Origin of the sequence: Streptoverticillium reticulum (genome assembly GCF_047456005.1) — a bacterium.
Classification (GTDB): Bacteria; Actinomycetota; Actinomycetes; order Streptomycetales; family Streptomycetaceae; genus Streptomyces; species Streptomyces reticulum.
Window position 1 is genome coordinate 4,000,786 of record NZ_CP179755.1, and the last position, 20,659, is coordinate 4,021,444.

The 20,659-nt window shown below is 74.0% G+C and carries 17 protein-coding genes; 6 read left to right on the forward strand and 11 right to left on the reverse strand.

All coding sequences use genetic code 11. The annotated features are described in order from the left end of the window. Window positions 1–12 precede the first annotated feature (12 nt). Complete coding sequence (locus tag ACMATS_RS18150; RefSeq protein ID WP_336410518.1) at window positions 13–333, reverse strand: TcmI family type II polyketide cyclase; 321 nt, start codon at window positions 331–333, stop codon at window positions 13–15. A 184-nt stretch (window positions 334–517) separates the two neighbouring features. Here ACMATS_RS18150 and ACMATS_RS18155 point away from each other — a divergent pair, with 184 nt between their 5' ends. From ACMATS_RS18155 to ACMATS_RS18175, 5 genes are read left to right on the forward strand one after another with little or no spacing between them, the layout of a single operon-like run. Next, window positions 518–1,582, forward strand: a complete 1,065-nt coding sequence (locus tag ACMATS_RS18155; RefSeq protein ID WP_390777066.1) for a methyltransferase — start codon at window positions 518–520, stop codon at window positions 1,580–1,582. 29 nt (window positions 1,583–1,611) lie between these two features. Continuing rightward, entirely contained in the window at window positions 1,612–2,754 is a 1,143-nt protein-coding gene (locus ACMATS_RS18160) for a cytochrome P450 (protein WP_390777067.1), read from the forward strand. 26 nt (window positions 2,755–2,780) lie between these two features. Next, window positions 2,781–3,986, forward strand: coding sequence for a cytochrome P450 (locus tag ACMATS_RS18165; RefSeq protein ID WP_414168469.1), 1,206 nt, complete (start codon window positions 2,781–2,783; stop codon window positions 3,984–3,986). 44 nt (window positions 3,987–4,030) lie between these two features. Then, complete coding sequence (locus ACMATS_RS18170) at window positions 4,031–5,248, forward strand: nucleotide disphospho-sugar-binding domain-containing protein (protein ID WP_414168470.1); 1,218 nt, start codon at window positions 4,031–4,033, stop codon at window positions 5,246–5,248. 29 nt (window positions 5,249–5,277) lie between these two features. After that, window positions 5,278–5,700, forward strand: coding sequence for a pyridoxamine 5'-phosphate oxidase family protein (locus ACMATS_RS18175; protein WP_390777070.1), 423 nt, complete (start codon window positions 5,278–5,280; stop codon window positions 5,698–5,700). Between the two features lie 69 nt (window positions 5,701–5,769). On the opposite strand, the gene ACMATS_RS18180 is transcribed toward ACMATS_RS18175, so the two are convergent. From ACMATS_RS18180 to ACMATS_RS18195, 4 genes are all read right to left on the reverse strand, one after another. Next, the gene (locus tag ACMATS_RS18180; RefSeq protein ID WP_391150136.1) at window positions 5,770–6,276 is read right to left on the reverse strand and encodes an SgcJ/EcaC family oxidoreductase; all 507 of its coding nucleotides are present in this window, start codon (window positions 6,274–6,276) and stop codon (window positions 5,770–5,772) included. A gap of 142 nt (window positions 6,277–6,418) precedes the next feature. After that, window positions 6,419–10,213 (reverse strand): SDR family NAD(P)-dependent oxidoreductase, encoded by a 3,795-nt coding sequence (locus ACMATS_RS18185; protein WP_414168472.1) that lies wholly within the window; start codon window positions 10,211–10,213, stop codon window positions 6,419–6,421. Between the two features lie 97 nt (window positions 10,214–10,310). After that, window positions 10,311–11,198 (reverse strand): arylamine N-acetyltransferase family protein, encoded by an 888-nt coding sequence (locus ACMATS_RS18190; protein WP_390777073.1) that lies wholly within the window; start codon window positions 11,196–11,198, stop codon window positions 10,311–10,313. A 5-nt stretch (window positions 11,199–11,203) separates the two neighbouring features. Next, window positions 11,204–12,406: a nucleotide disphospho-sugar-binding domain-containing protein gene (locus ACMATS_RS18195; protein WP_390777074.1), complete on the reverse strand. Its 1,203-nt coding sequence runs from the start codon at window positions 12,404–12,406 to the stop codon at window positions 11,204–11,206. Window positions 12,407–12,581: 175 nt separating this feature from the next. On the opposite strand from ACMATS_RS18195, the gene ACMATS_RS18200 reads away from it, so the two are divergent. Continuing rightward, entirely contained in the window at window positions 12,582–13,601 is a 1,020-nt protein-coding gene (locus tag ACMATS_RS18200) for an LLM class flavin-dependent oxidoreductase (RefSeq protein ID WP_414168473.1), read from the forward strand. Between the two features lie 231 nt (window positions 13,602–13,832). Here the strand turns inward: ACMATS_RS18200 and ACMATS_RS18205 are convergent, their stop codons facing one another. From ACMATS_RS18205 to ACMATS_RS18230, 6 genes are all read right to left on the reverse strand, one after another. Beyond that, window positions 13,833–15,596, reverse strand: coding sequence for a fatty acyl-AMP ligase (locus ACMATS_RS18205; protein ID WP_391150144.1), 1,764 nt, complete (start codon window positions 15,594–15,596; stop codon window positions 13,833–13,835). Window positions 15,597–15,784: 188 nt separating this feature from the next. Further along, window positions 15,785–16,543, reverse strand: a complete 759-nt coding sequence (locus ACMATS_RS18210; RefSeq protein ID WP_390777077.1) for a 4'-phosphopantetheinyl transferase family protein — start codon at window positions 16,541–16,543, stop codon at window positions 15,785–15,787. Continuing rightward, window positions 16,540–17,580: a methyltransferase gene (locus tag ACMATS_RS18215; RefSeq protein WP_391150146.1), complete on the reverse strand. Its 1,041-nt coding sequence runs from the start codon at window positions 17,578–17,580 to the stop codon at window positions 16,540–16,542. The genes ACMATS_RS18210 and ACMATS_RS18215 overlap by 4 nt, the downstream gene beginning before the upstream one ends. A 42-nt stretch (window positions 17,581–17,622) precedes the next feature. After that, window positions 17,623–18,081 (reverse strand): anthrone oxygenase family protein, encoded by a 459-nt coding sequence (locus tag ACMATS_RS18220; RefSeq protein ID WP_414168474.1) that lies wholly within the window; start codon window positions 18,079–18,081, stop codon window positions 17,623–17,625. A gap of 269 nt (window positions 18,082–18,350) precedes the next feature. After that, window positions 18,351–19,229, reverse strand: coding sequence for an NAD-dependent epimerase/dehydratase family protein (locus tag ACMATS_RS18225; RefSeq protein WP_414168475.1), 879 nt, complete (start codon window positions 19,227–19,229; stop codon window positions 18,351–18,353). Between the two features lie 16 nt (window positions 19,230–19,245). After that, complete coding sequence (locus tag ACMATS_RS18230) at window positions 19,246–20,619, reverse strand: NDP-hexose 2,3-dehydratase family protein (protein ID WP_414168476.1); 1,374 nt, start codon at window positions 20,617–20,619, stop codon at window positions 19,246–19,248. Between the last annotated feature and the right edge of the window lie 40 nt (window positions 20,620–20,659).

Consider the following 20,659-nt stretch of genomic DNA (forward strand, 5'->3'; position numbering starts at 1 on the left):
GCGGTTGCTTGCTCACGCGGACCAGCTGTAGAAGGTCCGGGCCATGGCGTCGGCGGGCTCCCGCCAGGACGGGTCGTAGGGCTTCACGAACGGCTCCAGGCCCCGGTTGACCTCCTGGAACAGCGGGTGTTCGCGGACCTGCGCCAGGCCGGGACGGATGTCCTGCTCGGCCTCGATCAGGTGGAAGTACAGGCCCTGGTAGCTGAACAGGGTCCGCCGGGACACGCCCACCAGGTGGGGCAGGTCGCTGCTGTCGGACCTGGCGAACTGCTCTGCCACCCGCTCCTCGTGAGCCGGGTCGAGCCGCGCGACGATCAGCGTGCGGTGCGCCATGACGGTTTTCTCCCTTCGCCGTTGCCCGGTGATCGTCACCCTGCGGGATCGAGCCCCGGTGGACCGCGGCTCGGGTGGGCAAGCGGTCCGCACGGCGCGGGCCGAGCGCCGGCCGAGCGGCGTTCGAGGACCCGGTCCCAGCATCGAGGCGCCACCGAGGAAGAACCCACGAGGAGCACAGGACATGACCGACACCCTGGACAGCGCACAGCTCTCCGCCCCCGCGACCGCCAACCCGCACCAGCAGATGCTGCAGCTGCTCGGCGGCAAGATGGTGGCCGCCGCCGTGTGCACGCTGGCCCGCATCGACGTCGCGGACCTCCTCGCGGACGGCCCCCGCCCGGTGGCCGAGCTCGCGTCGGCGACCGGCATGGACGCCGACATGCTCTACCGCTTCCTGCGCGCCGCCGGCTCCGCGGGCGTCTTCACCGAGACCGCGGACGGCGTCTACGGCCTGACCCCGATGGGCGAGCTGCTGCGCACCGACGTCCCCGGCTCGCTGCGCGACCTGGCCGCCATGTACGGCGAGACCAGCATCTGGAACTGCTTCGGCGACGCGATCGACACCCTGCGCACCGGCGAGCCCACCGGCCCCAAGTACCGTGGCGGCCAGGGCTGGTTCCCGTACATGGAGCAGCACCCGGAGTGGGCGCAGACCTTCCACCGCGCCATGACCGGCGTCAGCGAGAAGGCCATCCGCGCCGCCGAGGTCTTCGACTTCGGCCGCTTCGGCAAGGTCGCCGACATCGGCGGCGGCCAGGGCCGTCTGCTCTCCGCCATCCTGGGCGCCCACCCCGAGGTCCAGGGCCTGCTCTTCGACCAGGCGTCGGCCGTCCAGGGCGCCGCGCCCGTGCTGGAGGCCGCCGGTGTGGCCGACCGTGCCGAGTGTGTCGTCGGCGACTTCTTCCAGTCGATTCCGGGCGGCTGCGACGCGTACGTCCTCAAGGCGATCCTGCACGACTGGAACGACGAGGACAGCATCCGCATCCTGCGCAACATCCGCGCCGCGATGGCGGAAAACGACAACAAGGCAGCCGCGCGCGTCCTCATCGTCGAGGCCGTCGTCCCGGCCGGTGACGGCTGGCACTTCAGCAAGGCCATGGACATCGCCATGGGCGTCAGCCTGGGCGGCAAGGAGCGCAGCGAGCAGCAGTGGCGCGAGCTGCTGGCCGAGGCCGGCTTCGAGCTCGTCGCCGTCACCGAGACCGCTCCCCCGCACGCCATCGTCGAGGCCCGCCCGGTCTTCTGACGTACGTCCACCACGAGTTGGGAGCACCCATGACGACCCGTCCGCCGCTCGACTACCCCTTCGCCTGGCCCTCGGCCACCGGGCAGCCCGAGGAACTGGCCACCGTGCACCGGTGCCCCGTGCAGCCGGTGACGCTGCCGAGCGGGGACGAGGCACTGCTGCTGACCCGCTACGAGGACATCCGCGCCCTGCTGGCCGACCCCCGGGTCAGCAAGGACCGCAACCGGCCGGGCATGGCCCGGATGACCGCCAAGAAGGACAAGGTCTTCCAGAAGAAGGTCCCGGCCCGGCCCGGCGGCCACGCCCGGGTCCGCAAGCTGATCAACAAGGAGTTCACGGCCGCGCGGGTCGAGAAGCTGCGCCCGCGCATCGCCGAGATCGCCGACGGCCTGCTCGACGCCATGGCCGCGCAGGGCGGTCCCGTCGACCTCAACGAGGCCTACGCCTTCCCCCTCACCGTGCAGGTCATCTGCGAACTCCTCGGCGTGCCCGCCGCGGACCGCGAGCAGTTCGGCGACACCAGCGCCCCGCCGTGGGACTACATGCGCGAACTGATCGCCGCCAAGCGCGAGCAGCCCGGCGACGATCTCATCAGCGACCTCATCGCGGTCCGGGACGAGGACGACGGCCGGCTCACCGACGACGAACTGCACTGGTGGTGCACGCTGCTGCTGCTCGCCGGCTACGAGACCACCGCCAGCCAGCTCTCCGGCGGCACCGTGCTGCTGCTCACCCACGACGGGCAGCTGGAGAAGCTGCGCGCCGACTGGTCCCTCATGCCGCGCGCCGTGGAGGAACTCCTGCGCCTGCAGGTCGTCGGCTCGTCGCTGTCGATGCTGCGCTACGTGACCGAGGACATCGACCTCAACGGCACGCACATCGCGCAGGGTTCGAGCATCATCCCGGCCCTGGAGGCGGGCAACACCGACGGCGAGGCCTTCGCCTGCCCCGCCGACCTCGACATCTCCCGCTCCGGGCCGCGCCAGCTCACCTTCAGCACCGGACGCCACTTCTGTCTGGGCGCCCCGCTGGCCCGCGTCGAGCTCCAGGTCGGCATCGAACGGCTGCTGCGCCGCTTCCCGGACCTGCGCCTGGCCGCCTGCCCGCAGCACCTGCGGCGCAAGGACGACGCCTTCTTCCAGAGCTTCGAGGAGGTGCCGGTCACCTGGTGACCGGCCACTACAAGGAAAGTCACGCCATGACCACCGCCCCCGCGCGCTGCCCGTACCCCTTCCACCGCCCGGCGGCGCTGGAGCAGCCCGTCGAACTGGCCGGCATCCGCGAGGAGCCCGTCGTCCCGGTCACCTTGCCCAGCGGCGACGACGCACTGCTCGTCACCCGGTACCAGGACGTCCGGGCCCTGCTGGTCGACCAGCGCATCAGCCGTAACCTCAACCGGCCCGGCGCCGCCCGCATCTCCAAGGGCAACAGCATGTTCCAGGACAGCCGGATGGACCCGGACCCGCCGGAGCACACCCGGGTGCGGCGCCTGGTCCTGCGGGCCTTCTCCCCCGCCCGGGTCGAGAAGCTGCGCCCGTTCATCCACAGCACTGTGGACGAACTGCTGGACACCATGGAGGCCAAGGGCGGCGGCGGCCCCGTCGACCTGTGCGAGACGCTCGCCTTCCCGCTGCCCATCCGCGTCATCACCACCCTCCTCGGCGTGCCCGAGCAGGACATGGACCGCTTCCGCGGCTGGACCGACGCCTTCCTCTCCGTGAGCCGCTTCACCGGCCCCGAGATCCGCGCCGCCATGCAGGAGATGAGCGGCTACATCGCCGAACTGATCGCCGCCAAGCGGGAACGGCCCGGCGACGACCTCATCAGCGACATGATCAGGGTCAGCGACGAGCAGGACGGCACCCTCACCGAGTACGAACTGCACTGGTGGGCCCGCCTGCTGCTGCTCGTCGGCTACGAGACCACCGCCACCCAGCTCGCCGGCACCGTCGCCATGCTGCTCAGCCACCCCGAGCAGCTGGAGAAGGTGCGCGCCGACTGGTCGCTCGTGCCGCAGGCCGTCGAGGAGGCACTGCGCTGGAAGCTGGTCGGCTCGTCCGTGTCCATGCTGCGCTACGCCACCGAGGACGTCGAACTGCCCAGCGGCGCCGTGGTCCCCGCCGGCAGCAGCGTCATCCCCGCCGTCGACTCCGCCAACCAGGACCCGTCGGTCTTCGCCGACCCCGGCACCTTCGACATCACCAGGACGGACCCCAACCTCACGCTGAGCCTCGGCCCGCACTTCTGCATCGGCGCCACCCTGGCCCGCGTGCAGCTGGCCATCGCCGTCGAGGCCCTGCTGCGCCGCTTCCCGGACCTGCAACTCGCCGTCCCGGCACGCGACCTGCGCCGCCAGGAGGGCGCCCTGCTGGAGGGCTTCCTGGAGGTCCCGGTCACCTGGTGACCGCCGTTCCGGTCTTTCCATCGTTCTGAGAGGTTGATCCACTGATGCGCGTCCTCGTCGTCACCTGGGCGTGGCCCTCGCACTACATGCCACTGGTGCCCACGCTGTGGGCACTGCGCGCCGAAGGCCACGAGGTGTGCGTGGCCAGCCAGCCCGCGCTGGCCCGTACCGTCACCGACTCCGGGATGGTCTTCGCCGCCGCGGGCGAGGACCTGGACCACGCGGAACTGCACCGCCGCCGGCTGCGCGGCCTCGACCACACCGGTGTGCCCGAGGCGCCGCCGCCCGGCGCGGGCGCGGAACGCTTCAGCCCCGCGGAACGGGAGAAGGTCTCCCGCGTCTTCGGCATCTTCGCCGACCGGGCCGACGCCATGGTGGACGACGTCATCGCCCTGGGCCGCTCCTGGCGCCCGGACGTGATCCTGTACGAACCCACCAGCTACGCGGGCCCGTTGGCCGCAGCGGTCCTGGGCATCCCGGCCGTACGACACCTGCACGGCGTCGACCTGACCTACCAAGTGCACGGCCTCATGCCGGAGTTGCTGGCCCCGACGGCGCGGCGCCTCGGCCTGCCCGGGGTGAACGTCCTGGGCGACCTCACGGTGGACCCGTGCCCGCCGAGCATGCAGGTCCCCGCGGATGTGGACCGGGCCCGCATCCGCCACGTCCCCTACAACGGCCCGGCCGTCCTCCCCGACTGGCTGCGGCCCCCGCGCCCGCCGGGCAGCCGGCGCCGCATCTGCGTCACCTTCGGCCGCACGACGACGGCGCTCAAGGGCGACCAGCGGTTCCTGCCGCCGGTGGTCGTGGAGGCCGCCCGCGCCCTGGACGCGGAGATCGTGGTGGCTCTGGACCCGAAGGACCGGGAGGCACTCGGCGACGTCCCCGACGGCGTCCGCGTGGTGGAGTCCCTCGCCCTGCACCTCCTCCTCCCGACCTGCGCAGCCGTCGTGCACCAGGGCGGCATAGGCACCACGCTGGCCGCCGTGGCCGCCGGAGTGCCGCAGCTCGTGCTGCCGCAGCTGCCGGACCAGATCTTCACGGCGGAGCGCGTCGCGGCGACGGGCGCCGGCCTGATGCTGCGCCCGGCCGGCACCGACGACCTGGTCCCCGCGATCGCCCGGGCCCTGTCCGCCCTCGTCGAGGGCGACGTCCACCGCGACGCCGCCGCCCGCCTGCACGACGAGATGCAGGCCCAGCCCGCCCCGCTCTCCGCCGTCCCCGCCCTCGAACGCCTCACCCGTATCCGGAGTACGTCATGATGCCGCCCCCTTCCGAACCCCCTCGCTCCGTGGCCCAGCGCCGGGAGGACGTCCTGGCGCTCCTGCAGAACGAGCGCCACCTGTGGCTCGCCTCCGCCGACGCGGACCGCCCGCACCTCGTGCCGTTCGCCTACGCGTGGGACGGCGCATGCCTGACGATCCTGACCCGCCGCACGAGCCGCACGGTACGCAACCTGCAGGGCGGCGGCCTGGCCCGGGTGGCCCTGGGCACGGCCCGGGACGTCGTACTCGTCGACGCCGAGCCGGAGTTCATCGAGCCGGAGGAGGCCGACGAGCGCACCTCCGCGCTCTTCGCCTCGCTCCCGATGGACCCGCGCCGGGTCCCGGGCGTGATCGGCGTACGCCTCCGGCCGCAGCGGATCCTGGCCTGGCGCAGCCTGTCGGAGATGCGGGACCGCCTGGTCATGCGGGACGGAACCTGGATGGCGTGAGCCCGCCACCAACCACCCACTCACGAAAGGCCCCGGGGACACCGACCGTCCCCGGGGCCTTTCGCCATGTCATCCCGTCGGCACCGCCGAGGAATGATGGTTGACGATCAGCCACTTGCCCCGGCACCACTCGTAGACGAACGTGTAACGGGCGTCGACCTTGGACTTGCTGCCGTCCTTGTTGGTCAGCGTGAACTCGTAAAGGCCGGTGTCGACCGCATCGTCACGGCTCAGGATCTTGATGCGGCGCTCCTGGATGCGGCCGACCGGCTTGTTCTCCAGGAAGTGCTTGAAGTAGTCGACCCGCGCCGCCCGCGTGTAGCGGATCTCGGAGGAGACGGTCGGCAGCAGCACGGCGTCGGGGGCGTACAGGTTCGCGACGCGGTTCGCATTGCCGCTGGCCAGAGCCGCGTTCCAGCGGTCGAACAAGGCCTTGATCTGGCCCTTGGTCGGATGATGATGCTTCCCGGTTCGCGAATCGGCGGCGTGCGCCGTCCCGGCCCCGGTGAACAACGGCAGCGCCAGCACGACGACGGTGGCGACGGCGGTCGAGGCGGAGTGTCTGCGCCTCAGCATGGAACACCTCCTGCGTAGGAACAGGCTCAGCCTCCCCCGGCCCCGTCGATCCCGCATGTCGGCACAGCCCCGTCCGGTGGCGCAGACCTTCACCGACACGCCGGTGTCCTGAAGATCTGCGCCACCGCAAGCACCCGGGGTGTTACCGCACCCCCGCCAGGTGCCGGGCCAGCGCCGGCACCGACGGGTTCTGGAACAGGGCGCTGCGCTCGAAGCCCAGGCCGAGTGCGGCCTCCAGCCGGGCGTGGGCCTGGAGCATCTGGATGGAGCTCAGGCCGACCCGGAACAGCGGGGTGTCCCCCGGCACCGGCACCCCGGCGATCGACTCGAAGACCTCGCGCACGGTGCGCAGCAGGTCCGCGGGGATGTCCGCCGCCTCCTGCGCACCGTCCTCCGCCGGGCGCGTCCGCGGCTGCACCGACACCGGGCGGCCGAACACGTCGGTCACCTCGGCCGCCGCATCGCCGTGCACGAGGTACGGCTCCTCCAGGGCCAGCCCCTCCGTCGTCCGGACCCGGCCCCGCAGCTCCTCCGACGTGCCGTCGAGGCCCACGCCGTACGCGCCCGGCGGCAGCCGCAGCGCGACGCGGGCCAGGACGGCCGCCTCGGCCGGGGCGAGGGACAGGACGCCGCGGCGGCGCACGGCGGCCTCGTACGGGTTGTCGCGGTTGAGGCCCGTTGCCTGCCACAGGCCCCACGCCAGGGTGTGGACGGGGACGCCCGACCGGCGCAGGTGCTCGCCGAGCGCGTCGGCGAACGCGTTGCCGGCGCTGTACGCGGCACAGCCCGCCGAACCGAGCTGGCCCACCAGGGAGGTGAAGACGACCAGGTGGGCGCCGGGCCGCCGGCGGCACAGCTCGGCCAGGTGCAGCGTGCCCGCCGTCTTCGCGGCCACGGCCTGCGCCCAGTGCTCCGGGGTCTCCTCGGCGAGCAGCCGGAAGCCGTACGCGTCGGCGAGGTGCAGGACGCCGTCGAGCGGGGCGCCCCAGTGGGCCTCGGCGTCGGTGACCGCCGACTGCAGGGCGGCGGCGTCGGTGACGTCGGCGCTGCGGTAGAACACGTCCCGGCCCGGCCACGCGTCGCCGACCTCGGCTGCGGACCTGCGGCCCACGACGGCCAGCGACAGACCGTAGCGGTCGGCGAGTTCGCCCAGCAGGGTGCCGCCGACGCCGCCGGCACCACCGGTGACCAGGTAACGGCCGCCACGGCGCAGCGCGTCCGCGGGGCGCGGGTCCTCGGCCACGGGGGCCAGCACCGGCACGTACGGGCGGCCGTCGCGCCAGGCCGTGCTCGGGGCACCGACGGCGAGGGCGGCGCCCAGCGCGTCCGCGTCCTCGGCGGCCGAGCGGCCCTGCAGGTCCACCTGCTGCACCTGCACGGACGGGCGCTCCTGGGCGAGGACGCCCGCGACGGCGGCGGTGAGGGCCGCCGGGTAGCAGACCTCCTCGTCGCCCGTGATGCGGTACAGGCCACGGGTGACGGTGATCACCCGCTCGGGGAGGGGGAGTTGGGCGCACGCCGTCGCGAAGTACGTGCCGCAGCGGTCGTTCGCCGACGCCGCGCCGGACGCGTCCGGCGTCTCCAGGTAGCTCCACAGCTGGAGCAGGGTGTGGGGTGCGACGCCGGATTCGCGCAGCGAACGGCTCAGCGTCGCCCAGTCGTCCGCCGACATCGGGTCCAGGCGGTAGCCGTCCGGCGTCTCCGCGAAGCCGGACCCCGGCCGGACCAGGACCGTGCGGTCGGGCGCGGCCGCGTACAGCCGGTCGGCGAGGCCGAGTTCGTCGGCGAGGACCAGCACCGTGCCGTCTCCGGCGACCGCCGCCCCCTCGGGCGCCTCCACCGGCTCCCACTCCTGCGCGTACACGCAGTCCGGCACCTCGGTCCCGGTGCCGCCGCCCGTGCTGCGCAGCGCCTCCTCGAAGTCGCCTGCCGTGAACCGGGCGACGAGCCTGCGCCGTTGGACCTTGCCGCTGGTCGTGCGCGGGAAGTCGGCCGCGGTCAGCGGGACCGCGTGCGTGACCGGCAGCCGGACCGCGGACGCCACGGCCTCGCGGATCCGCTCCGCGACGGCAGCGGGTTCGTCCCCCTCCCCCTCCGGCACGAAGAAGACCGCGAGGACCTCGCTGCCGCTGACCGGGTCGGGCACGCCGCACGCCGCGGCCCAGCCGCTCGCCACGCCCTCGACGCGGCCGCACAGCTCCTCGATCTCGTGGCAGAAGTATTTGTTTCCGTTGACGTTGATGAGCTCCTTGGCGCGGCCGGTGATGACGACCTCGCCGTCCCACAGGAACGCCTGGTCGCCGGTGTCGAACCAGCCGTCGCCGGGGAACGCCTCGGCGTTGGCCTCCGGGTTGTCCAGGTAGCCGGGGGTGACCCGGGCCGCCTGCACCTGGAAGGCGCCGATCACGCCCTCGGGCACCACGCGCCCGGCGTCGTCGACGACCCGGACCTGCGCCCCGGCCGCGGCCGGGCCCATGCTGAGGAACTCGGAGGCGTCCGCCTCCGCGGTGCCCTCGGGCGCGAGCCTCAACTCGCCGTCCAGCGTGGCCTTCAGGACCCGCAGCACACTGCCCTGCTCGGCGTAGAACTTGTAGCAGATGCCGGTGGCGGTCTCCGCCATGCCCCACGCGTGGATCATGGCCGTGCGGCGCAGCCCGAACGGGGCGGTGCGCTCCAGGAACGCGTCCACGACGGGCGCGGTGCACTGCTCGCCCGCGTTGAGGACGGTGCGCACCGCGGACAGGTCCCAGCTGCGCTCCGGGGCGGCGCGCAGCGCGTCGGCGACGAGGCGGTAGCCGAAGTTGGCCGCCCACGTGTGCTCGACGCGGTACTGCTGGAGGATGTCCAGCCAGCGCAACGGCTGTTCGGCGATCCAGCCGGTGGGCGAGTGGATGCCGGTGCAGCCGAGCACGGCGTCCCGCAGCAGGTACATCACCAGCGGCGGCGCGTGGTCGAACGGCAGCCAGTTGAAGGAGATCTCGCCGGGCCGGATCAGGCCCGCGTCGCGTGCGGCGCAGGCGTTGTCCACGATGGCCCGGTGCGTGACCTGGACGAGCTTGGGGGCGCCGGTGCTGCCGGAGGACATGACGAGCACGGCGGTGTCGCCCGGCGCGGCCGCATGGACCTCGGACACCGGTGCGCCGCGCCGGAGTTCGGAGACGGCGGCGGTGCGCAGCGGGGCGGTGCCGTAGAGCGTGTGCAGGCCGGCGAGGCCCTCGGCCGCGGCGTCGTCGGTGATCACGAGCGGGTGGCCGAGCTGCTCCCAGGCGTGCACCAGACGGTCGAGCACGGGCCCGCGCGTGGTCCAGCCGTCGGGGATGCCGGCGGTGAGCAGCCGGATGCCGCCGAGGAGGCAGGCCCAGACGGCGAGCACGTAGTCGTCGAGGGAGGGGACGAGCAGCACGGCGCTGTCGCCCGCACGCAGGCCCCGCTCGTGCAGCCCGCCGAGCACCCGGCGGGCCTCGTCGAGCAGTTCGGGGTAGCTGCGGTAGGCGTCGGTGCCGGGTGCGATGACGCGCACGCCGTGCGCGGCGTGCCGCTCGGCGGCGGCGAGCACCGCCTCGGTGACGGTGGCCACGTCCACGTCCCCGCGAAGCAACGCGGGGCCGGTGCGCAGGGCGGGCGGGGCCGGGTCGGTGGGTGTCAAGTCCGTTGCCATGGCGGGCAGTACGGGCGCGTCGAGGTCGAGCGGCGCGAACCGGGCCGGGGCCGCGGTGGCCGGGGCGTACCCGATGCGGTCCGGGTCCTCGGCGAGGACCGGGAGGGCGGCCAGGGCGTCGAGGTCCGGGCTGCCGTCGGCGCGGCGCGGGATACGGCGGACGGCGACGGCGGGCAGGGGTGCGACGGCCCGCCGGGCCTCGTCGGGGGTGTGGCCCGGGGCAGGGACCACGTAGGCGGCCGCGGGGTTGTCGAGGATGACGCAGTCGGCGAGGGTCATGGGTGGGGCCTTCCAATACGGGGCAGGGGCGCCCCCGTAAGGGGCGCGGGGAACTGCGCGACCAGCCACGGACCGGCCCGCAGCCGAAAGCGCGCGGTCAGCTTTCGGGGTAGATCAGCGAACGCAGATTCTGCTGCGTCCAGTTCGTATGCACCCGCTCCCAGCGGGCAACGCGCTCGGCGCGGGAAAGGCCGTCGAGCGGCAACCCGAACACCTCGTCCAGCACGGCAAGCCACTCATCTGCGGACGTGAGCGTCCGCACCTCCCGCCCCACAGCGGAGCGGTACCGCGTGAACTGGCAGCCGATCACCTCGTCGAACCCGTCGGCGTGGTGCCGCTTGACCCAGCCGTAGAGGAAGAACACGGCCATCGGCCCGTCGGCCAGCGTGCGGTACGGGGTGCCGAAGTCCTCCCAGCGGGAGGTGCGGACGGTGAAGTCGACGCCCCGGCAGGACTCGTTCGGGTCGTAGTCGATGCGCCAGTCGCCGCCCGCGGTGTCCGAGGGGCGCAGCGTGTAGACGGCGTTGCCGATGCGGTGGGTGCCGGCGACGAGCGGCAGCGGGCGGTGGAAGCCCTCGCCCGAGCCGACGTCCAGGATCCAGGTCCCGGCCGGGTTGGCGGCGGTCGGCAGGTCGTGGACGAGCAGCACGTTGTGGGAGTCGTCGGGGCTGACCGGGCCGCCGGCCCAGCCGCTCTCGATGGCGGCGGAGTGCAGCGTGACGCGGTAGCCGAGGGCGCCGAGCAGCAGGCTGAACGCGCCGTTGAGCTGGTAGCAGACGCCGCCGAGGCCGGCGCGGGCGATACGGCCGGCGGCGGCGTACGGGTCGACGTCGTCGGCCCGTTCCAGGGTCTGGAAGGGCACGTTCTCGACGTGGGCGGCGTGCAGGAGGGCGAGGTTCTCGACGGACGGGGCGCCGACGGGGCCGAGGCCGAGGCGCTTGAGGTATCCGTCGATGTCGAGGGATACGTCAGGGGTAGTCAACATGGCGGTCACCGGGAGGGGTTGGAGGACGGTTCGGGGAGGCTGCCGTCGCGGGCGAGGCGTTCGAGCAGGGCCACGGTCTGCGCGGGCGTGGGTCGCGCGTCGGACTCGGCGCGCAGCCCGGCGGCCGCGTCCCGGTGCCCGGGGTCGGTCAGCAGGGCGTGCACGGCGTCCCGCAGGCCGTCGACGGTGGCCTCGTCGGCGGTGAGGGTGCGGGAGGCGCCGGTGGCCTCCAGGTGGCGGGCGTTGAAGATCTGGTCGGGCATGTGCGGCACGACGAGTTGCGGCACGCCCGCGGCCAGTGCGGTCATGGTGGTGCCGCCGCCGCCCTGCTGGACGACCGCGTCGCAGGTCGCGAGCAGCGGCTGCAGCGGGACGGGACCGATGTGCCGGACGTTGGCCGGGGGGTCGGGGAAGAGGTCGCGCTGCCGGTCGGTCACCGCGACGACGGTCTCCACGTCCAGGTCGGCCAGGGCCTCGACGACGCGCGGGGCCAGCACCATGTGGTCCAGACCGAGCCCGTCGAGGGAGGTGCCCCAGGTGACGCAGACGCGCGGCCGGGACGGCGGCTCCCGGAGCCAGTCGGGCAGCACGGCCGGGCCGTTGTAGGGGACGTACCGGAAGGGGTGCCGGGGCAGGTCGTCCGCGACCTGGAGGCGCGGCGGGCAGGGGTCGAGCGTGACGGTGCCCAGCGCGCCGATCGTGGTCAGCCCGAAGCGGGAGGCCATGGGCTCCATGAGCTCGGCCTCCAGCTCGCCCAGCCGGGCGGTGAAGTCGACGGTCCACAGCAGGCGCACGGAGGGGATGCCGAGCAGGGTGGCGGCCAACGGGCCGACGAACGCGTTGGGTTCGAAGACCACCAGGTCGGGCCGCCAGGAGCGGGCGAAGGCGAGGACGTCGTCGGCCATGGCGTCGGCGCTGTCCACGCCGATCCGCAGCCCGAGCAGCCGCCGCTTGGCGTCGGGAACCCCGTCCGGAGGAGGAGGTCCGGCCGCCCAGTTCCGCTTGCTCAACCGCCCCTTCAGCACGTCCAGGACGTCGACGTCCGGCCCCGCCGGGAGGGCCGGCAGCCCGGCCTGCGTCACGGTGGGCGCGAAGGAGGGGTGGCACGCCACCACCACCTCGTGCCCGGCGGCGCGCAGCGCCCAGCCCAGCGGCACCAGCGGGTTGTAGTGGCCCTGCATGGACCAGGTGGCGAACAGGACTTTCACGGGTGAGGTCCTCCCTTCCGGTCCGGCCGACCGATCCGGCGGACCCGCCGCCCAGCGTCGCCGCGGCCGCTGGGGCAACGCTCCAGCGGTGGTGGGGCGCCTCCCGGCCGATCCTCGATCGCGGGGCCGCACACTCACCACGGACAACTCACGCCAACACAACAGGAGGTGGCGCATGCAGCTCGGGGTCTTCCTCAACCGCCAGGGCGCGGTGGAGGTCGCCGTGGAGGCGGAACGACTGGGCTACGCCATGGCGCTGGTCCCCGAGGGCTTCCGCTCCGACGCGGTCAGCGTCCTGGGGGCGGTGGCCGCGCGCACCGAGCGGATCGGGCTCGCGTCCGGCGTGATGCAGATCCCCGGGCGCCCCCCGGTGATGGCCGCGCTGACCGCCGCCACCCTGGACCAGCTGTCCGGCGGCCGCTTCCGGCTGGGCCTCGGCGTCTCCAACCCCGATGTCTCGCTCGGCTGGTACGGCGTCCCCTTCGAGCGCCCGCTGGAGCGGACCCGGGAGTACGTGGACGTGGTGCGCCTCGCCCTCACCGGCGACCCGGTCCGGTACGCGGGCAAGCACTTCCAGCTGCCGCCGGAGGGCACGGACGAGGCCGCCCACCTGATCGCGGCGGCCGTGCGCAAGGACCTCCCCGTGCTGCTGGCCGGGGTCGGCAAGCGCAGCCTGGAGCTGGCCGGCGAGATCGCCGACGGCTGGATCGGCGTGTTCGCCCCGCCGTGGCGCATCGCGGAGTCGCTGAAGCACGTGCAGACGGGCCGCGAGCGCGCGGGCCTCGGCCTGGAGGGCTTCGAGGTGATGCCGTCCATCTCGATCGGCCTGGGCGACGACCTGGAGACGGCCGCCGAACCGCTGCGGCACTACTACGCCAACTTCCTCGGGCTGGGCTCGAAGGAGAAGAGCATCTATTACGCGCTGGCCGTGCGCATGGGCTTCGAGGAGCAGGCGGCCGAGGTCCACCGCCTGCGCAGCGAGGGCGACCGGGCCGCTGCCGCTCGGGCCGTACCGCTGGAGTTCATCGACCAGACGGCGCTGCTGGGCACGCCGGAGCGGATTGCTCGCCGCATGGCCGAGTACGCGGCGGCGGGTGTCACGGTGCTCGGCCTCACGCTGCTCGCCCCGACCGTGGAGGAGCAGCTGGCGACGGTTCGCGCGGCGGCGCGGGCGCTGGAGCTGGCGGGGGTGTGACGCGGGGTGCCCCGTCAGGGGCGCGGGGAACTGCGCGACCGGCCACGACGCGCCCGCGGATGACGTGCTGCCCCAGGGTGGTGCGTCGGCTGCAGGCCGGTGGGGGCTTGTCGCGCAGTTCCCCGCGCCCCTGACGGGGCACCTGGTCGCGCCCACGCGGCGGAGCCGCATATCGACACAGCCCCGCGCCCCTGACGGGGCGCCTGGTGCAGGCGCGTCGTGGCTGATCTCCTAGAACACCGGCATCCGGCTCCGCTCCAGCGTGCGGCGCCGCCGCTCCGGCATGAGGGCCGCGATCTTCGGCTCCAGCACGTGGTGGCGGATCGAGCGGGCGCCGATGCGGCCGTCCAGGAACAGCTGCCGCATCAGGGTGCGCCGCGCCTTGCCGCTCGTGGTGCGCTGCACCGTACCGGGCTGCACCAGAAGGACGTTGGCGGCCTCGACGCCGAGGGCGCGTGCCATGTGGGCCTGCAGTTCCTGGATCAGGGCGGCCGCGTCGGCCGGCGCGTGCAGCACTTCCTGGACCAGGACCAGTCGCTCCTCGACGGCGAACGCGACACCCGGGCCGGCCAGCGGGCTGACCTCGGCGGCCGTCCGCTCCACGTCCTCGGGGTGGACGCGGCGCCCGGACAGGGTCATCACGTCCTTCATGCGGCCCAGGACGAACAGTTCGCCGTCCGCCGTCACGGCGCCCATGTCGCCGGTGCGGACGAAGCCCGTCTCGCCGTCCGCCGTCGTGGCGCCGAACACGGCGTGGCTCTCGGCGGGCCTGCCCCAGTAGCCGTCGGCGACGCCCGCGCCGCGGACCCAGATCTCGCCGACGGAGCCCTCCGGCAGCACCGTGCGGCTCTGCGGGTCCACCACGCGGACCTCCGCGCCGGCGGCGATGCCGCTGCCGACGAGCGTGCGCACCCCGGACTCGTAGGCGCCCGCGTCCTCCGGCGCCGGGCGGAGCGTGCCCTGCTCCAGGGCGACCGCGTCCACGGCGCGCAGCACCGGGCCCGTGCCGGGGCGGGCGCCGGCGACGAGCCAGGTGGCCTCGGCCAGGCCGTAGCAGGGCAGCAGCGCCTCGGGGCGCAGGCCGGCGGGGGCGAAGTGCCGGGTGAAGGCGGCCAGCGTCGCGGCGGACAGGGGTTCGCCGCCGACGAGGGCGCTGGTCCAGCGGCTCAGGTCCAGGCCGGCGAGCTCCTCCTCGCCGACGGCGCGGACGCACAGGTCGTAGGCGAAGCCGGGGGCGGCGCTGACGGTGACGCCGTAGGTGTCGATCATCTGCAGCCAGCGCAGCGGGTCGCGGACGAACTCCGTGTGGTCCAGGGAGACGGCGGAGGCGCCGAGCCACAGCGTGTGCAGCAGGAAGCCGGCGAGGCCGAGGTCGTGGTACGGGGGCAGCCAGCCGCCCAGGACGGAGCGGGAGTCGGTGCCGAGAAGCTGCTGCAGGGACCGCTGTCCGGCGGCGGCGTTGCCGTGCGAGACGAGGACGCCGCGGGGGCGGCCGGTGGCGCCGGAGGTGTAGAGGAGGAAGGCGGGGTCCTCGGGGGCGGCCGCGGGCGGCGGCGTCCAGGCGTGGGCCTCGTCGAAGCCGGGGGTGTCGGCGGCGAGGCAGCCGATGTGGCCGAAGCCGCTGGTGCTCAGCCACATGGCGAGTTCGGGCTGGGCGCTGCGGTCGGTGAGGGCGAGGCGGATGTCCGCGTCCTCGATCAGGGCGGCGAGGCGGACGGTGTCGCGCCGGACCTCGCCCGGCAGCGGGGCGGGGACGGGGACCATCCCGGCGTAGAGGCAGCCGGCGAACGCGGCGGCGAAGCCGGGGCCCGGCGGGTGGGCCAGCAGGATCCGTTCCCCGGGGCCGGCCACGGTCTCGCGGGCCAGCCGGGCGGCGATGCCGCGGGCTCGTCGGTCCAGGTCCCCGTAGGTGAGCACCTCGGGCCGGCGGCCGGGGGCCCGCAGGTGGGTGAGGGCCGGTCGGTCCGGGTGCTGTGCAGCGTGCTTCCGGATCATGTCGGTCACGGTCGTGAAGACCGTCGTAAGGCTGTCCACCAAGTCCCCTTGCCTGTGCAGCGGTTGCGGGCTTCCCTCCCGGGCCGGGTACGGCGGCCGGGGACCGGGGACCGCCCCCGGCACCTCGCAGCCTCGGGGGTGGGGGTGGACACGGGATGGAGCCCCGCTCGGCCGGAACCATGAGTTCCTCAGGCCGTGCGGGCTCCCGCGGGCGCCGCGTCCAGCAGTTCCCGGGCGTCGCGTTCCTCGACCCCGCCCACCGGTCCGCCGCCCAGTACGGCGAGCGCCGCCACGTAGCCGTCACCGGGATACAGTGCGCACAACGAGGCGTCGGCGACGGGCACTTCGGCCGCTGCGGAGGCGAGGAGCACGGGGGCCCGGCCCGGCAGCGGCGGGGAGACCCGCAGCTCGGTCATGGGGGTGTGCAGGCCCGTACCGGCGGCCTTGAGCAGGGCCTCCTTGCGGGACCACCAGGTGAAGAAGGCGCGCGCCCGCCGTTCCGGCGGCAGCTGCAGCAGCTCCGCGCGCTCCTCGGGGCCCAGGACCCGGCGCACGAGCTCCTCGTGGTCGCCGCCGAGGTCGTGGATGCCCTCCACGTCGACGCCGAGCGGGGCCCGCCCGCCGACGGCCACGGCCACCCGGTCGCCGGAGTGGCTGACGGACAGCTCCGTCTCGCCGCCCGGCAGCCGCGGCTTGCCGTGCGGGCCCGCGCAGTCGGTGCACTCGCGCACCAGCGGGACCCGTTCCGGCGCCATGCCCAGCAGCTCGCCCAGGGCGAGCCGGCTCAGCGCGACGCCGGCCAGGAAGCGCGCCCGGTCGGCGGGCCGCCGGTACCGGCCCAGCCGGCCGCGCTCCACCTCGTTCAGCAGCCGTTCGTGCCGGGGGCCGGCCAGGTCCGGCGAGGCCCACCAGACCTGCAGGGCGGGCGGGTTGTCGGTCGTCGTCATGCTGCCGGCTTGCGTCCGACCACGAGCGTGTCGTGGGTGCCCAGCGGCAGCACCTCCACGTCGGTGCAGCCCGCCGCCTCCATCCAGCCGCGGCACTCGCTCGCCGGGTACTCCGAGCCGCCCTCGGTCACCAGCAGCATGTTGATGCTGACCAGGATGCGGGCGAGGTCGGTCGGCTCGTCGTCGAGCATGGCGTCGTACACCAGCAGCGCACCGCCCGGGCGCACCGCGTCCCAGGCCTTGGCGACGAGGGCGGCGCGCTGCTCCGGCGACCAGTTGTGCAGCACGTGGCCCATCATCACCACGTCGCCCTGGGGCAGTTCGGTGTCGGCGAAGAAGTCGCCGGGCACGAAGGACACCTTGTCGTCGGTGCCGAGGGCGGCGGTGTGCTCGCGCAGGGCGTCGCCCATCGGGGGCAGGTCGAAGACGGTGGCGGTCAGGTGGGGGTGCGCCTGCACCAGGCGGGAGGCCAGGTTGCCGCGGCAGCCGCCGACGTCGACCAGGGTGCCGTGGGCGGCCCACGGGAACGCCTCGGCCAGGTGCGGGGCCACGGCGCTGTTGGCCGAGTCCATCATGGCGAGGTACGGGCCGCGCTGCACCGGGTCGCCCAGCATGTCCAGGAAGGACCCCTGCGCGGACGCGGCCTGCGGGCGGCCGGTGGTGACGGCCTCGTCCAGCTGCTCCCACGCCGGGTACAGCATGCGGTCGGCGCGGGCCAGGAAGCCGCCGACGTACTCGGGCGCACCGGGCACCAGACTGCGGCGGGCCGCGGCCGAGTTGGCGTAGCGGTCGCCGTCCTTCTCCAGCAGGCCGAGCAGCACGAGCCCGTACAGGAAGTCGCGGGACGCGCGCGGGTGCAGGCCCAGGCGCTCGGAGAGCTCCTGCTCGGTGGCGGAACCGAGGTCCTCCAGGGCGGCGAACACGCCGAGCTTTCCGGCGGTCAGCAGGAGCTTGGCGTGGCAGAAGGCGTTGGCGAGGCGCTTGACGTCGACCGGGCCGGCGGAGTCGGGGAGAACGGTGGCGGAGGCGGAGGTCATTGCGGCTTCTTTCTCAGGAAGTTCGTGGGAAGTTCGGTGGTGTCAGGCCGTCGCCAGGACGACCGCGGAGGCGTTGAGGACGAGCGCGGCGACGGCGCACGAGGTGCGGAGCAGGTGCCAGGCGCGCCAGCGGCGGCGCGGGTCGTCCCATCCGTCGGGGACGGGCCCTGCGGGCAGCCGCTTGACCGTCCGGTTGATGGGCACGTTGCCCAGCTGGGAGACCAGGGAGACGGCGAGGCCGAACGCGGCCGCCGTGCCGAACAGCGTGCGGGCGGTGGTGTCCGCGGCCTCGGTGGCCTGCCAGGCGCCGATGAGCGTCGAGGCCAGGACGACGGCGGGCATCACGTGGTCGAAGCGGCGTCCGACGAGCTTGTGGGTCTCCACGTAGCGCTCGGGCGGCAGGGCGGCGAATGCCGGGACGACGCTGAGGGCGACGGCGAAGAGTACGCCCGCGGTCGTTCCGCTGCCCACGAGCAGCAGGATGGTGAGCAGTTCCTGCACCGTGTCTCCTCCGGAGGGGTCGGTTGATCGGGGTACGGCCAAGGTTCACAGGCCGTCCTCCAGGCCTGTTCGAGGCGTCCTGGGGGCTACCGCCGCTCGTCCTCAAACGCCGGACGGGCTGACATCAGCCCGTCCGGCGTCGCGCCCCGTCAGGGGCGCGGGGAACTGCGCGACCAGCCACAGCCAACCCGCAGTTGCAAAACCAGGGGCCTTGGGGGCTTGCCCCCTGGGGGCACCTCCCAGCGGTAGCTGGGGGAGGGGCCGGGGCATCAACCCCCCTGGACCGCAGCCCAGTGATCCCTCAAGGACCGCTCCAGCGGAATGGTGGCCGCCCAGCCCAGCACCGCCCGTGCCCTGGTCGGGTCCGCCGCCGAGACGAGGCCTCCCGGCACCGGGCCGTCCGACGCAGCGCGTTCACGCAGTTCCACCGGCCGCCCCGCGGCCCGGATCAGCCCCTCGACCAGGGACCGCACCGGCACCGGCGTGCCGGTTCCCAGGTTCACGACGCCCGTCGCGTCGCCGCGCACCGCGGCGACCACGGCGGCCGCCACGTCCCGCGCGTCCACATAGTCCCGCTCCGTGCGCAGCGCACCCAGCTCCAGCACGTCCGCACCGGCGCGCAGGTGCGCCGCCACCCGCCCCGGCAGGCTGGCCTCCGGGGCGCCCGGCCCGCAGACGTTCGGCAGCCGCAGCACCACGGCATCGGCGGCCGAGCCCAGCACGGCCTCGCTGTCGGCGAGTTTGATGCGGCCGTACTCGGTGTCCGGCCGCGTCGGGGAGGACTCGGTCAGCAGCTCGCCCGGCTCCGGCGGCGCGTACTCCAGGAGCGTGCCGAGCTGGACGAGCCGCACGTCTCCGAGCGTCTCCAGCAGCCGCGCGGTCACCTCTCCGAAGGAGCTCCGCATCGCGGCCGGATCGCCGGTCCAGTAGCCTCCGGCGGCGTTCACCACGGCGTCGGGGCGTTCCTGCGCGAGCAGTTCGGCCAGGTCGCCGGACGACGCGTCCGCCGTGCGCAGCCGCACCCCGTCCGGCAGTGGTGCCGCCGGACGGTTCCGGGCCACCGCGACCACCTCGTGGCCGGCCCCGGCGAGGGCCGCGCACACCGCGCGGCCGACCCAGCCGGTGCCGCCCGGTACGAGCGTCTTCATGCCGTCTCTCCTCCCGTCACCAGGTGGCGTGCAGGCAGGCCAGCAGGGTGCGGGCCTGGATGTTGACCAGCCGTCCGTAGGGCAGCAGGTCCCGGACCTGCCCGGGCGTGAGCCACAGGTGGTCGGCGGGAACGGCCGGCGGCTGCTCCTCGGGCAGTTCCACGATCCGGTAGCGGCTGACGGCGCGGTGGAAGCGGCCGCCCTCCTCGGAGAGGAGCGCGTCGTAGCGGGTGCGGGACGGGTCGACGGCCTGCAACTGCCGGATGTTCGGCGGGAGTTCCCGGTAGTTGCCGGGGTTGTACTGCACGGGCGGGGCCAGTTCGACGACGTCGGCCGTGCCCGCCTCGGTACGGGCCTGCAGCAGCATGTGCAGCACCCCGCCGATCCGGCGCACCGGCAGCATCGCCTCGCCCCGGCCGACCGGGGCGAGCAGTGGCTGGGTCCAGCTCGCCACCTCACGGCTGCCGGCGTTCACGGCAGCGGCGATGATGCGGAAGAACCGGCCCTCGTCGTGGGCGATCTCGCGGTCGGTGATGTGCCAGCCCTCGACCGCCTCCAGCGGGACGAGCCGCTGCTCGACGTCCCGCAGGGCCTTCACCGCGGTGATGCGGCTGAGCACCTCGGCACGCGACAGCAGGGCTCCCGTCTCGCCCTCCGGCCCGAGGGACCGGCGCAGGCCGTCCCGCCAGGGGTCGTCTCCGGCCGAGGCGGGCGGCGGGCCGAACGGGATGCAGGACAGGACGGTCCGCGCGTTCATGTTGACCACGTTGTCGGCGAGCAGCAGCCGCCGTACCTGGCCCAGCGACAGCCACCGGAAGTCGGGGTGTTCGGGCACGTCGTCGAGGGCCTCGACGACCATGTTGCGGTTGCGCTTGCGGAAGAACCACGAGCCCTGCTCGGACTGGAGCGAGTCCACGAGGACCCGGCCGCGGCCGGGCTCGTTGAAGTAGTTCAGGTACGGGACGGGCCGGCCGCGGTGCACGCCCAGGTAGTTGCTGCGGGTGGCCTGCACCGTGGGCGACAGCTGGACCTGGTTGACGTTGCCGGGCTCCATCTTGGCCTGCATCAGGCAGTGCAGGACCCCGTCGAACTCCTTGACCAGGATGCCGAGGACGCCGATCTCCGGCTGGTTGATGACCGGTTGCATCCAGCTGCCGGTCCCCGGCACGTCGGTACGGACCTGCAGGCCCTCGACCGTGAAGAACCGGCCGCTGTCGTGGCGCAGCCCGCGGTGCGGGGCGAAGGCCCAGCCGTCGAGCCGCGCGAAGGGGATCTCCTCGACCTGGAAGGCGTGGGCCTCGCGGCGCTCGGCAAACCATGTGCGGAACTCGGCATCGGTCAGGCGGGTGCCGTCGGCTGCGGCGGACTCGGTGAATCGGTCGGAGGCCATGCCGTCCAGGGTGGCTTGCGCCCTTCGAGGGTCACTGGAG